Origin of the sequence: Streptomyces sp. NPDC048612 (assembly GCF_043199295.1) — a bacterium.
Classification (GTDB): domain Bacteria; phylum Actinomycetota; class Actinomycetes; order Streptomycetales; family Streptomycetaceae; genus Streptomyces.
This window is the reverse complement of record NZ_JBICVV010000002.1, coordinates 370976-383111: the sequence shown is the minus strand read 5'-3', so window position 1 is coordinate 383111 and position 12136 is coordinate 370976. Positions and strand designations below refer to the sequence as shown.

At 76.2% G+C, this 12136-nt stretch carries 10 protein-coding genes; 5 read left to right on the top strand and 5 right to left on the bottom strand.

The window, feature by feature from the left end:
- The first annotated feature begins 21 nt into the window (after window positions 1-21).
- Window positions 22-642 (top strand): Pycsar system effector family protein, encoded by a 621-nt coding sequence (locus ACGFN2_RS04945; protein WP_362603776.1) that lies wholly within the window; start codon window positions 22-24, stop codon window positions 640-642.
- A gap of 36 nt (window positions 643-678) precedes the next feature.
- Here ACGFN2_RS04945 and ACGFN2_RS04940 read toward each other — a convergent pair whose 3' ends face one another.
- Complete coding sequence (locus ACGFN2_RS04940) at window positions 679-2331, bottom strand: FAD-dependent monooxygenase (protein ID WP_393357593.1); 1653 nt, start codon at window positions 2329-2331, stop codon at window positions 679-681.
- Window positions 2332-2449: 118 nt separating this feature from the next.
- On the opposite strand from ACGFN2_RS04940, the gene ACGFN2_RS04935 reads away from it, so the two are divergent.
- The 3 genes from ACGFN2_RS04935 (at window position 2450) to ACGFN2_RS04925 (ending at window position 6862) form a co-directional block, all read left to right on the top strand.
- Window positions 2450-3196 (top strand): TetR/AcrR family transcriptional regulator, encoded by a 747-nt coding sequence (locus ACGFN2_RS04935; RefSeq protein WP_393357591.1) that lies wholly within the window; start codon window positions 2450-2452, stop codon window positions 3194-3196.
- A 211-nt stretch (window positions 3197-3407) separates the two neighbouring features.
- Window positions 3408-4322 (top strand): ABC transporter ATP-binding protein, encoded by a 915-nt coding sequence (locus ACGFN2_RS04930; RefSeq protein WP_393357589.1) that lies wholly within the window; start codon window positions 3408-3410, stop codon window positions 4320-4322.
- Entirely contained in the window at window positions 4319-6862 is a 2544-nt protein-coding gene (locus ACGFN2_RS04925; RefSeq protein WP_393357586.1) for an FtsX-like permease family protein, read from the top strand. Before ACGFN2_RS04930 ends, ACGFN2_RS04925 begins: the two co-directional genes overlap by 4 nt.
- Before the next feature lie 89 nt (window positions 6863-6951).
- Here ACGFN2_RS04925 and ACGFN2_RS04920 read toward each other — a convergent pair whose 3' ends face one another.
- Window positions 6952-7596, bottom strand: coding sequence for a response regulator transcription factor (locus ACGFN2_RS04920; protein ID WP_362603768.1), 645 nt, complete (start codon window positions 7594-7596; stop codon window positions 6952-6954).
- On the bottom strand, window positions 7584-8762 hold the full coding sequence (locus ACGFN2_RS04915) for a sensor histidine kinase (protein WP_393357584.1): 1179 nt from the start codon (window positions 8760-8762) through the stop codon (window positions 7584-7586). Before ACGFN2_RS04915 ends, ACGFN2_RS04920 begins: the two co-directional genes overlap by 13 nt.
- 189 nt (window positions 8763-8951) lie before the next feature.
- Between ACGFN2_RS04915 and ACGFN2_RS04910 the strand changes: the two genes are divergently transcribed.
- Window positions 8952-9116: a hypothetical protein gene (locus tag ACGFN2_RS04910; protein ID WP_393357582.1), complete on the top strand. Its 165-nt coding sequence runs from the start codon at window positions 8952-8954 to the stop codon at window positions 9114-9116.
- Between the two features lie 56 nt (window positions 9117-9172).
- On the opposite strand, the gene ACGFN2_RS04905 is transcribed toward ACGFN2_RS04910, so the two are convergent.
- Together ACGFN2_RS04905 and ACGFN2_RS04900 are read right to left on the bottom strand one after the other, a co-directional pair.
- Window positions 9173-10429 carry an SLC13 family permease gene (locus tag ACGFN2_RS04905; protein ID WP_393357580.1) on the bottom strand — a complete coding sequence of 419 codons (1257 nt, stop codon included), beginning with the start codon at window positions 10427-10429 and terminating at the stop codon, window positions 9173-9175.
- An 89-nt stretch (window positions 10430-10518) separates the two neighbouring features.
- Window positions 10519-11043 (bottom strand): MarR family winged helix-turn-helix transcriptional regulator, encoded by a 525-nt coding sequence (locus ACGFN2_RS04900; protein ID WP_393357578.1) that lies wholly within the window; start codon window positions 11041-11043, stop codon window positions 10519-10521.
- Window positions 11044-12136 lie beyond the last annotated feature (1093 nt).

Below are 12136 nucleotides of genomic sequence, written 5' to 3'. Positions count from 1 at the left end.
CGCCGTCCTTCGGTGCGCCCCGTGCCGCAGCGGGTTGCGCGGGCCGGGACCGCCGTGGCGCGCCGGCGCCCGGCTCCGCGCCTGCACCGGCAGCCGCACCGGACCCTGCGTGACCGCCGCGCGCCCGGCGCCGCTGCGGGGACGCCGCACCCGGAGACCCTGGCGGCGATGGAACGCTTCCTGGCCGCCAACGGCGTGGAGATCGCACGGGCGGACACCAAGGCCGCGGTGCTGCTGGGCTTCATGGGTGCGGTGCTCGGCGCCTTCATCACGGTGACCCGCGGCGCGGCGACGCAGCAGGCCGCCACCTCCTGGAAGGCGGACGTGCTGTGGTGGGGCGCGGTCGGCACCGCGCTGCTGGCCATCGTCTGCTTCGTCTCCGCCATCGCCCCCCGGCGGCGCGGGGGACGGAAGCCCGGACTGACGGGCCCCGGCTACTTCGAGCACATCGGACGGGGGGAGGACGGCGACGGCCTCAGCCACGCCTTCGCCCGTATCGCGCACGATCCCACCGGCCCGCTCCTGGACTCCGTCCGCCGTACCAGCGCGATCATCCGCTCCAAGTACCGCTGGATCGAGACGGGAACGGCACTGCTGTTGGTGGCCCTGCCGCAGTTCGCGGCCGCGTTGCAGCCGGGGTGAGGGTGCGGGCCACTGGTGGGGGAGCGGCCCCCTTGGCTACCCCTGCGCAGGCGTCCCGGCCCAGCCGGTCAGGGCCCGGTGGCGTTCGCGGCGGCGGGTGGGCAGGGCCGGGGTGCGGGTGGCCCAGGCGATGTGGCCGTCGGGGCGGACGAGGATCTCCCGTACGCCGTCGAGGTCGGTGCGGTGGTCGTGCCGGGTGACGTGGCAGGGGGTCACCCGGGAGCCCCAGCCCGTGGTGACGGTCCGGCTCAGCTGTGCGTCGCCCGCGAGGTCCAGCAGGACGAAGCGGCCGGGTGGGAGCAGCTCATGGGCGCGTACGGCCGCTGAACCGGCCGCCGTCAGGCCGACGTCCGGCATTCGCCGTCCCGTCAGGGGGTCGGCGTCAGGGGCGGTGGGCGGATAGACGGTGTCGAGGGCGGAAATCCGGCCGGCCAGGCGGCGGTTGACCTCATCGATGCCCAGGAGTTCGGTCAGCAGGGTGCGCAGTGCGGCGGCCGGGCGCTGATACGGCGGGAGCAGGGTCAGCTCCAGCAGCAGCGTCTGGACCTCGGTGTTCTCGGTGACCGCCCGTCCGACCGGATGGCGCTCGGCGTGGTAGCTGTCGAGCAGTCCGGGCGGCGCCCAGCCGTTGATCTCGGCGGCGAGCTTCCAGCCCAGGTTCATCGCGTCCTGGAGTCCGGTGTTGAGGCCCTGCCCGGCGGCCGGGAAGTGGATATGGGCGGCGTCGCCCGCCAGCAGCACGCGCCCGGCGCGGTAACGGGCGGCGAGCCGGGTCGCATTGCCGAACCGCGACAGCCAGCGGGGCTCCGCCACCCCGCAGTCGGTCCCGCAGATCTCCGCCAGAGAGGTCCGGAACTCGTCCAGGGTCACCGGCTCGGCGGACGGGGTGCGCATCCGCCGCGGGTCGACGAAGACGATCCGGGTGAGGCCGCCCGCCGGCTTCCCGGCCCGGCCGTCCGCCCGCTGCTCCGCCGGGCCGCCCGGCTCCGCCAGCGGGGCGACGAGGACGCCATGGGCCCGCGCGCGGTCGAGGGCCGCCGGGTCGGTCACCGCGAAGTCGCCCAGGACGCCGGTCAGGGTCTCGTCGGTGCCGGGGAACGCGATGCCGGCGGCCCGCCGCACCACGCTCCGTCCGCCGTCGCAGCCGACCACGTACCGTGCCCGCACGGTCCGCACCTCGCCGCCGGGCCCGCGCACCTCGGCCAGGACCCCGCCCGCCCCGTCGCCGTCCCCGCCGTCGTCCTGGCGCAGCCCCGTCACCTCGTGGCCGCGCCGGACCGGTACGCCGAGTTCGCGGGCGCGCTCCGCCAGCAGCCGCTCGGTGCGGGCCTGGGCGAGGAACAGGGTGTAGCCGTGCCGGGTGTCCAGCGCGCCGAAGTCCAGCGGGGTGTCCAGCCCGGCGAAGTGCCAGCCCGGTACGGGGCGCCCCTGGGCCAGGAAGCGGTCCACCAGGCCGCGTTGGTCCATCAGCTCGACGCTGCGCGGATGCAGGGTCAGCGCCCGGGAATCCCGCTGTGCCCCGGCCCGCCGTTCGACGATCTCCACCCGTACGCCGCCCAGCGCCAGTTCGGCGCCGAGCAGCAGCCCGGTCGGCCCCGCCCCCACCACGAGCACATCGACCTCGGTGGCGACCTGGGCCCCCTGGGGCCCCTGGGCCCTCTGGGTCCCGCCCTCGGCTCCGGCGTCCATCAGCTGCCTCCCCGTATGTCCGTCCCGGCATTGCCCGTTCCGGCTTGTCCGTCGCGGGTTCGTCCGGGCGAATTAGTGAACGGTGTTCACGTGAACGCCGTTCACTATAGTGAGCGCCATGAGTGCCGCGTCAACCCCCAGCCCATCCACCCCGTCCAGTCCGTCCAGCCCTCCTGGCGAGCGGACCGCCGCGACCACCGGGCGGGGCCGGCCCCCGAAGCTCGACCAGGCGCGCACCGTCGAGGTGGCGCTGACGCTGCTGGACGAGGCCGGGCTGGACGCGCTCACCATGCGGCGGCTGGCCGAGGCCATGGACGTACGGGCCGGTGCGCTGTACCGCTACTTCGCGACCAAGCACGACCTGCTCACCGCGATGGCCGAAGTGCTGCTGGCCGACTGCCTCGACCGGCCGCTGGTGTCACCGGACTGGAGCGAGCGGCTGGCCGAACTGGCCCGGCGGATGCGGACGGCGCTCCTCGCCCGCCGCGACGGCGCCCGCGTCTACGCCGGTACGCACGCCACCGGCGCACACACCCTCGGCTTCGCCGACGCCCTCGTCGGCGTCCTGCGCGAGGCCGGCTTCACCGCCGAGGACGCGGCACGGACGGCCCTCACCGTCGTCCACTTCACCCTCGGCCACACCCTGGAGGAACAGGCCGCCCGCCAGGGCGCGGGCGAACACGGCCCGGCAGACCCGGAACGGCTGCGGGCGGCCGTGACGCCGGGCCGTTACCCCCATCTCGCCACCGCACTACCGGTGCTGACCAGCACGGACTTCGCCGCCCACTTCGAGTTCGGGCTGACGCTGCTGCTCCGGGGGCTGCGCGCCCTCGGGCCCGGCGGCTCGGGCCCGGGGACGGCCTGAGGAGCTTCAACGGCTTGAACGGGGGCGAAGCAACCGCCTGATGTCCGCCCCGACGCCCGTCGCCCGTCGCCCAGCCCCTCGCCCCCCCCGCCCGTGGTGGAGTGCGCTGCACCCTGAAGACGGGACCGTGCTCTCTCCTCCCCGCGCTCCGCCCCTTCTAGCGTCGTCGGTGGTCCGGTGAACCATCCGACCCAACGGGGAGGCGTGCGAAATGTTCCGACGGCGGCGCGGTGCGGCGACAGCCGGCGCAGGGCGGGAGGGCCCGGTGCCCGACGCGCTCACCTTGGCGGGGGTCGGCCGGGAGTACCGGCGTGGGGAGGCCGCCCTGCACCCCGTGGACCTCGTGGTGCCCCGGGGGCGGTTCCTGGCGGTCATGGGGCCGTCCGGCTCGGGGAAGTCGACGCTGTTGCAGTGCGCCGCCGGGCTCGACCGGCCGACGAGGGGGACGGTGCGCATCGGCGGCACGGACCTGTCCACGCTCCACGAGGCCGCGCTGACCCGGCTGCGGCGGGAGCGCGTCGGGTTCGTGTTCCAGGCCCACCACCTCGTGCCGTCGCTGACCGTCGCGGAGAACGTCGCGCTGCCGCTGCTGCTCGGGGGCGCGGCCGGGACGGAGCGGGCCCGGCGGGGGCTGGTCGATGTCGGGCTGGGGGAGCGGGGCGACGCCGCGCCGTCGGAGCTGTCCGGCGGGCAGCGTCAGCGGGTCGCGGTCGCGCGGGCGCTGGTCACCGGGCCCGACCTCGTCTTCGCCGACGAGCCCACCGGGTCCCTCGATCCCGCCACCGCGCGGGACGTACTCGCCCTGCTGCGCCGGGCCGTCGACCGGGACGGCCACACCGTCGTCATGGTCACCCACGATCCGGTCGCCGCCGCCTGGACGGACGAGGCGCTGTTCCTTGCCGGGGGACGGGTGACCGGGAGCGTGGTGTGCCCCGATGTCGCCGAAGTCAGCCGCATCATGCGGGACTTGGGGCGGGAGGAACGGGAGGAACGGGAGGAGTGGGAGGAGCGGGAGGAGTGGACGGAGTACGAGGCTCGGCAGGCGTCGGCCGGGGACCGCGAGTGCCCGGGGCGGGGCGGCGGGCGCGGTCGGTGCGCGGGGCCCGAAGGGGGACGGGCCGCATGAGGGTGACCGGCTTTCTCGCCTCCCGCGCCGCCCGTACGCACCGCAGGGCCTGGGCCGCCGTCTTCGCCGCGCTCGCCCTCACCTCCCTGCTGCTCGGCACCCTCACGCTCGCCCTCGCCTCGGCCGGGCTCGGACACCCGCGGGTGGCGCGGTACGCGGCGGCGGACCTCGTCGTGGCCGGCGACCAGCACACCCGCTTCACCGCCACACCGTGGGGCAGTGAAACCCGGACCGTCGAGGCCGGGCTCACCGAGCGGGTACGGGTTCCGGAGGCCGCCCTCGGCACGGTGCGCAAGGTGCCCGGGGTGCGGGCGGCCGTCCCCGACGCGGTGTTCGCGGTGGGGCGGGACGGGCGGGCCGCCGTCGGACGGCCCTGGGCGGCGGCGCGGCTGGCGCCGTACGGCCTGCGGGACGGCCGGGCGCCGCTGCGTGCGGGCGAGGTCGTGGTGGGCGGCGGGGCCCGGGACGGTGCGCGCGCGGTGCTGCGGGTGGACGGTGCCGACAGGACGTACACCGTCGTCGGCGTCGCCAACGGCCCGCGGGACGCCGTCTACTTCACCGCGGGTGAGGCCCGCCGGCTGGCCGGGCATCCGGGGGCCGTGGACGCGGTCGGGGTGGTCGCCCGGCCCGGTGTGGACACGGAGGCGCTGGCCGCGCGGGTGCGGGCGGCGCTGGACGCGGCGGGGGCCCGGAGCGCGGGACCGCGGGCCGGCGGGGACACGGCCGGCCTGGGCATCCTGACCGGGAACGCGCGCGGGGGCGCCGAGTTCCTCGACGCCGGACCGGCCCGCGCGGGTCTCCTGGACATGCTCGGCTCGGTGGCCGCCACGGTCGTGCTGGTCGCCCTGCTCGTGGTCGCGTCGACCGTGGTCCAGGCGCTCCGGCAACGCGCCCCGGAACTGGGGCTGTTGCGGGTCGTCGGGGCGACGCCGCGGCAGGTGCGGGGTGCGGTGGGGAAGGAGGTGGGGCGGGTCGCGGTCGCCGCGGCGCTGGTGGGGGCCGTGGGCGCGGGCCCCGGCTACCTCGCGCTGCGCGGGGTGCTGGACGCGCGTGGCGCGCTGCCGGCCGGTCTCGAACTCCCCCTCCCGCCCTGGCTGTGGTGCGCGCCCCTGGTCTCCGCCGCGGTGACCGTGCTGGTGGCGCGCCTCGCCGCGCTGATCGCCGGTGCCGGGGCAGGGAAGCTGCGGCCGGCGGAGGCACTGCGCGAACCGGCTCCCGGCACGGCCCGCAAGGTCACCGGGCTGGTGCTGCTGCTCGCGGGCGTCAGCTCGGCGGGGACCGCGACTCTCCAGAGCGGGGAGGCCGCCGGGGCGGCGGCAGGGGCGGCGGCGGTGACCATGGTGAGCGCCTGTGCGCTGCTCGGGCCGTGGATCGCGGACGGGGCGCTGCGGGTGCTGGGCGCGCCGCTGCGGCGGTACGGCGGCCCGGCCGGCTACCTCGCCGCCGCCAACGTCCGGGCGGCGGCCCGCCGTTCGGGAGCCGCAATGACCCCCGTCGTGCTGGTCACCGCGTTCATCGGCGTCCAGCTCTCGGCGGGGGCGACGCTCACCCACGCCGGGGCGGCGCAGGCCCGTGAGGCGCTGCGGGCCGGCCTCGTGGTGCGGGCGGACGGCGGGCTTCCGGCCGGGGCGGTGGCGCGCCTCCGCGAGGTGCCGGGGGTGCGGGCCGCGACGGAGGTGGTGCGCGGCACGGTGGTGCTGGCCCATCAGGACCTGGGGGAGCCACGGCTCGACCGGCTGCCGGTGCTCGGCGTCACCGCGCGGCAGCTGACGCGGACCCTCGACCCGGGGGTGCGCGAGGGCACCGTACGGGAGGTGCGGCCCGGAACGGTCGCGGTCGGCGCCGACCGGGCCCGTTCGCTGGGCGTACGGCCCGGCTCGACGGCGACGCTGCGCCTCGGCGACGGTGCCCCGGCCCGGCTGCGGGTCGTCGCGCTCTACGAACGGTCGCTGGCCCTGGGGGACTTCCTCCTCTCCCGGGACGAGCTACGCCGGCACCGGTCGTCGCCGGACGGCGCACAGGTGCTGGTCACGGCCGCCCCGGGAGCGGACCGCGCGGCGGTCGCGGCGGCGCTGACGGCGGCGGTGCCGGGCGCGCGGGTGGCGACCGCGGCCGCACCGGTCCGGGTCACGGCGGAGGACCAGGCGCTCGCCGCAGTGGTCTCGGCGGCGGCGGTGTCGGCGATCGGCGGCTTCACGGTGATCTCGGTGCTGAGCACCCTGTCGCTGATCGCGATCGGCCGCCGCCCCGAACTGCGGCTGCTGCGCCTGGCGGGGGCGGGCCGGCGCACCCTGCGGCGGATGATGCGGCTGGAGGCGGCGGCCACGGCGCTGACCGGCCTGGCCGTCGGAGCCGCGGTGGCCGCGGTGCCGCTGCTGGCGTTCGGCCTGGGGGTGGCCCGTACGGTGCCGCGGCTGCCGGTGGGTCCGGCCGCCCTGATCGTCGCCGTGGTGGCCGTGACGGTTGCGGCGGGGACGCTGCTGCCGGTACGGGCGGTGCTGCGGGGGCGGTATCCGGGGCACGGGGCGACGGGCGGGTGAGCTGTGGGGCGGCCGGTGCCTCACTCGGGCCCGGGCCCGGGCCGGTTCCGGGGCGCTCGTCCTCCGGGCCCGCCCCACCACCCCGCCCCCTACCCCCCGTTCACATACGCCAGCACCGCCAGCACCCGGCGGTGGCCGCTGTCGCCGGGTGGCAGGCCCAGCTTCGTGAAGACGTTGCCGATGTGTTTGCTGACGGCGCGGTCCGACACCACCAGGAGCCGGGCGATGGTGGTGTTGTCGCGGCCCTCCGCCATCAGGTGCAGCACCTCCCGTTCGCGCGGGGTCAGGGTGGCGAGCGGGTCGTCGCGGCGGCGGGTCAGCAGTTCGGTGACCACCTCCGGGTCCAGTGCGGTGCCGCCCGCCGCGACCCGTTCCAGCGCGTCCAGGAACTCGTCGACCCGGCCCACCCGGTCCTTCAGCAGGTAGCCGACGCCGCTCGCACCGCCGCCCAGCAACTCCGTGGCGTAGGTCTCCTCCACGTACTGCGACAGCACCAGCACCGGCAGGCCGGGGATCTCCCGCCGGGCCGCCAGCGCCGCCCGCAGCCCCTCGTCGCGGAAGCCGGGCGGCATCCGGACGTCCAGCACGGCGACGTCCGGGCGGTGCGCGAGGAGCGCGGGCAGCACCTCGGGGCCGGCGGCCGCGACCGCCACCACCTCGTGCCCGGCGGAGGTCAGCAGGAGCACCAGCCCCTCCCTGAGCAGGGCGTTGTCCTCGGCGATCACCACGCGCACGGCAGCTCCACATCGATCACGGTCGGGCCCCCGGCGGGGCTGGTCACCTGCACGGTCCCGTCGAGCGCCGCGACCCGGCGCCGGATGCCGAGCAGCCCGCTGCCGCCCGCCCCCGAGGAGGCGGCCTCCGCGCCGCCGCACCCCTCGTCCCGTACCGACAGCGTCAAACGGCCGGGCGCGCGGGCGAGTTCCACCCGGGCCCGGTCCGCCCCGCTGTGCTTGGCGGCGTTGGTCAGGGCCTCAGCGACGACGAAGTACGCGGCCGCCTCGACCGCCGCCGGGGCGCGCGGGCCCTCCGTCGGCCCGTCCTCGTGGACCGTCACCTCCAGGCCGCTGCTCGCCGCGAGCGCCCGCACCGCGCCGACGAGGCCCCGGTCGGTGAGGATCGGCGGATGGATGCCGCGGACCACCTGGCGCAGCTCGGTGAGGGCCTCCTCGGCCTGGTCCTGGGCGTCGTCGAGGAGCCTGCGGGCCGCCTCGGGGTCGGTGTCGTAGGCCCGCCGGGCCAGCCCCACCCGCATCGACAGCGCCACCAGCCGGGCCTGGGTGCCGTCGTGCAGATCCCGTTCGATACGCCGCAGTTCGGCGCCGTGCGCGGCGACCGCGCCGGCCCGGGTGACGGTCAGTTCCTCGACCCGCTCGGCGAGCCGGGCCCGCTGCCCGCCGTCCGCCGGCGGCCGCAGCAGCGCGCGCGACCAGGCCGCGTCGAGGTCGGCGAGGCGCCCGATCAGCGGCAGCACGACGGCGCGGCGCCGCAGCAGCCCGCACCACACCCCGTCGACCAGCAGCCCGACCGCCCACAACGGCAGCGCGAGATACGCCAGGAGCCAGCCGTAGCCGAAGTGGACGGCGAGCCAGCGCAGATCCCGGTAGGTGCCCGGGTCCGCGAGCGCGGTACGCACCCGCGCGGACAGCTCCCCGGTGAGCGGCAGATACGCCTCGGGCACCGCCGAACCCGTCCAGGCCGCCACCCGCCGCCGCTTGAACCCGGCCGTCCGGCGCAGCAGCAGCACCGTCTCGGGCAGTACGCCGGCGCCGATCACGATGAGCGTCGCCACGGCGGTGAACAGCAGCACCGCGAGGAACAGATACGACAGCAGCGCCAGCCCTGCCGCCGTCATCAGTTGAGCCGTGGCCCGCCCCGCCCGCCGCACCGTCTCCCCCATGAGCTCAGGCTAAGCGAGCCGCTCCCCGGACGCGGTCGGGTATGCCCCCGGATGCGGGGTGTAGCGGGCTCCACCCCGCATCCGGGGGGCCGCTCCCTCGAACCGGCGGCCCGCGGCGGGCAGTCTCGTTCCCAGCGAGACGCGCATCAACTCCGCGGTGTGCGTGCCCCTTCGGAAGGAAGAACTGCCATGAAAGCCCTGCTCTGGTTCGTGCTCGTGGTCGCCGTCGCGTTCAACGTCACCACCAGCTTCGCCTTCGACGGGGTGCAGCAGGTGCTGGTCAGCGTGGGCAGCGGCATCGTGGTGATCGGGTCGGCGGTGGGGCTGTTCCTGATGCGCACAAGGCGGCCCTGAGGCGGGCCGGGCGGCCGGTGAGGCGGGCCGGGCGGCCCGTGAGGCGCCGGCTCGCGTCAGGTGCCGGTGCCGATCAGCTGGAGCGAGACCCACAGCGCCACCGTCGCCAGGGCCAGCGCGGCGGGCACCGTGAGCAGCCCGAGCACGGTGAACTCCCGCAGCCTGACGTCGTGTTCGTGGTGGTGGACGATACGCCGCCACAGCAGGGTGGCCAGTGAACCGGCGTAGGTGAGGTTGGGGCCGATATTCACCCCGAGGAGCACCGCGAGCACGGCGCCGGGGCCGCTCGGCGCGGCCAGCGGCACCAGCACCAGCACGGCCGGCAGGTTGTTGATCACGTTGGCGAGGACGGCGGCCAGCGCGGCGGTGCCGAGCAGCGCGGGCAGCGCGGTGCCGTCGGGCAGCAGCCGCCCGAGCGCATCGGCGAGCCCGTTGTCGACGACGGCACGGACGACGATGCCCAGCGCCAGGACGAAGGCGAGGAACGGCAGCCCGGCGGCCCGGACGACGGCGGCGGGGGTGGTGTGGCGCCGGGCCAGCGCGCGGACTGCCATCACGAGCGCACCGGCCGCCGCGGCCCAGGCAGGGTCGATGCCCAGGGCGGAGGTCAGCACGAAACCGGCGAGCGTGCCGGCCACCGTCATCAGCGCGAACAGCGGGAGTTCGGGCGGCTCGGCGGGGTGCGGGCCGGGCGTCACGTCCCGGAGCCGGGCGGCGAAGAAGCGGCGGAAGACCAGGTACTCGACGCCGATCGCGACCAGCCACGGCAGCGCCATCAGCGCCCCGAACCGGGTGAAGCTCAGCCCGGTGGCGGCGAAGGCCAGCAGATTCGTCAGATTGGAGACGGGCAGCAGCGTCGACGCCGTATTGGACAGATGGCTGCACGCGTACACATGGGGGGTGGGGCGGGCTCCCATGTGGGCGGCGGTGGCGAACACCACCGGGGTCAGCAGGACCACCGTGGCGTCCAGGCTCAGGACCGCCGTGATGGTGGAGGCGAGGGCGAACACCGCGCCCAGGAGCCGGCCGGGGCGCCCCGCCGACCAGCGCGCCATCCAGGTGCCGCAGGCGTGGAAGAGCCCTTCGTCGTCGCAGAGCTTGGCGAGCACCAGCACTGCGGCGAGGAAGCCGATCACCGGTCCCAGCCGCGCCGCCTCCTCACGCACATGGGCGGGCGTGATCGCCCCGGCCGCGATGACCACGGCGGCGGCCGGCACCGCGAAGACCGCCTCCGGCAGCCGGAACGGCCGGACGACGGCACACACCAGCACGACGAGCAGCATGGCCAGGGACAGGGATTCGGCGAGCACCATGCGCTGAATGATCCCCTCCGCACGGTGCGCGCCGGCGCCGGGCCGGTACCTCCGCCGGCGGCCGGCGGCCCGGATTCCCGCGCGTCCGTCTACCGCCCGCTGCCCGCGGTGCCCGCCTGCTCCCCGCCCTGTACCTCGCGGACCCAGCCCGTCAGGCCCGCCAGGAAGCCCGCCCGTTCGTCCGGCGACAGCCCGTCCAGGGCGCGCAGCAGGGGCTCGCCCCGGCGGGCGACGAAGGTTTCGAGCAGGGGGCGGTAGTCCTCGGAGAGCGACACCAGAATGCGGCGGCGATTGGCCGGGTCCTCGGCGCGCTCCACGATCCCGGCCCGGCTCAGGCCGCCGACCAGTTCGCTGGCGGTGGGCAGCGACACATGGAGCCGCCGGGCGATCTCGCTGACGGTCAGCGGCTGTCCGGCCAGCAGCTGCGGCAGGACGGCGCCGTGGCGCGGCGTCAGCCCGTGCGTCTCCATCGCCCGGAGCAGTGGCGGCGGCATCAGCTCCCGCACCACGCCGCCCCGGAAGTACGGCTCCAACAGCGGTACCAGGCCGACGATTTCGGTCTCGTCAGGGGTCGGTACCCGGGGTGCCTTCCCGGCCTCGTGCGTGTGCGGCATACTGCGCAGTGTAGATGGTTTGGATATCCAAACCATTGGGACATCCGAAAGGTGGAGCCCTGTGCCGTCGATCAGCTATCACGACGCGCTCAACGACGCGCTGGAACGCATGGACGACCTCGGGTACGAGCGCGGGCAGGGGGTCGATCTCGCCAACCACGGCCCGATGGGCGCCGAGGCCCTCGCTCTGCTGGGGCAGGAGGACGAGGTCGCGGCGTGGGTGCGGCGCTACCGGCGGGCCATGGAGCACCACGCGCCACCGGCCCCGCGCTTCGCCCTGGACGCCGCGGACGAGTCCTCCTGGCGCCCCGCGCTCGGCGACTTCCCCCGGGCCGGGGACTGGGAGCGGCTCTTCGTCCGCGAACTGGCCGGGGCGCACTGGCGCGAGGTGCTCGTCCGGTGGTGGCCGCGCCTGATACCGGGCCTGTTCGCCGGCCTGACCCACGGCCTGATCCGCACCGCGCACGCCGTACGGGGGCTGTATGCCGCCGCCGACAAGCCCACGCAGCTCCAGCTGAACGAACTCGCCCGCGGGCTGGCGTACTGGGCCGCCCGCTACACCGAACTTCCCGGCCGGCCGCGGCTGCGCGGCACCCACGACCTGCCGTCCGCGGTGGCCGCGCTGCCCCGGGTGCCGCAGGACGGCGGCCTGGGGCCCGGCACCGCCCGGCACCGGCTGGACACCCTCGCCGAACTGCCCGGCTACCAGGACGCCCTGGAGTGGCCCGATCCGGCGCAGGCGCCCCGGATGCTGTCCGAGATGACCGCCCAGTTCGCCGATGTCTACCTCGGCCACCCGGAGGTGTACCCGGTGCCGCTGATCCACGGCGTCACCGCGCCCGCCGCCGTACGCCTGGTGCTCCCGCATCTGCCGCCCGCGCTGTACGAGCCGACGCTGGCCCAGTTGTGGCAGGTGCAGGCCGCGTTCCTGCTGGCCTTCACCACCGACCGGCGGGACGAGGGCACGGCGGCCTGGCGGTCGGTGGCCGGCGACCTGCCGCCGGTGGGCGAACTGGGCGCCCGCGCCGGCGAGCACGGCGACGAACACGTCATCAAGTTCACCGAGGCATGCCTGCGGGAGTACGCCCTGCGG

What these genes read in the sequence shown, in the direction of transcription:
- ACGFN2_RS04915 (WP_393357584.1), bottom strand. Translation starts at nt 8,762, where the DNA reads ATGGGGGAGACGGTGCGGCGGGCGGGGCGGGCCACGGCTCAACTGATG.
- ACGFN2_RS04930 (WP_393357589.1), top strand. Translation starts at nt 3,408, where the DNA reads ATGTTCCGACGGCGGCGCGGTGCGGCGACAGCCGGCGCAGGGCGGGAG.
- ACGFN2_RS04910 (WP_393357582.1), top strand. Translation starts at nt 8,952, where the DNA reads ATGAAAGCCCTGCTCTGGTTCGTGCTCGTGGTCGCCGTCGCGTTCAAC.
- ACGFN2_RS04935 (WP_393357591.1), top strand. Translation starts at nt 2,450, where the DNA reads ATGAGTGCCGCGTCAACCCCCAGCCCATCCACCCCGTCCAGTCCGTCC.
- ACGFN2_RS04940 (WP_393357593.1), bottom strand. Translation starts at nt 2,331, where the DNA reads ATGGACGCCGGAGCCGAGGGCGGGACCCAGAGGGCCCAGGGGCCCCAG.
- ACGFN2_RS04905 (WP_393357580.1), bottom strand. Translation starts at nt 10,429, where the DNA reads ATGGTGCTCGCCGAATCCCTGTCCCTGGCCATGCTGCTCGTCGTGCTG.
- ACGFN2_RS04900 (WP_393357578.1), bottom strand. Translation starts at nt 11,043, where the DNA reads ATGCCGCACACGCACGAGGCCGGGAAGGCACCCCGGGTACCGACCCCT.
- ACGFN2_RS04925 (WP_393357586.1), top strand. Translation starts at nt 4,319, where the DNA reads ATGAGGGTGACCGGCTTTCTCGCCTCCCGCGCCGCCCGTACGCACCGC.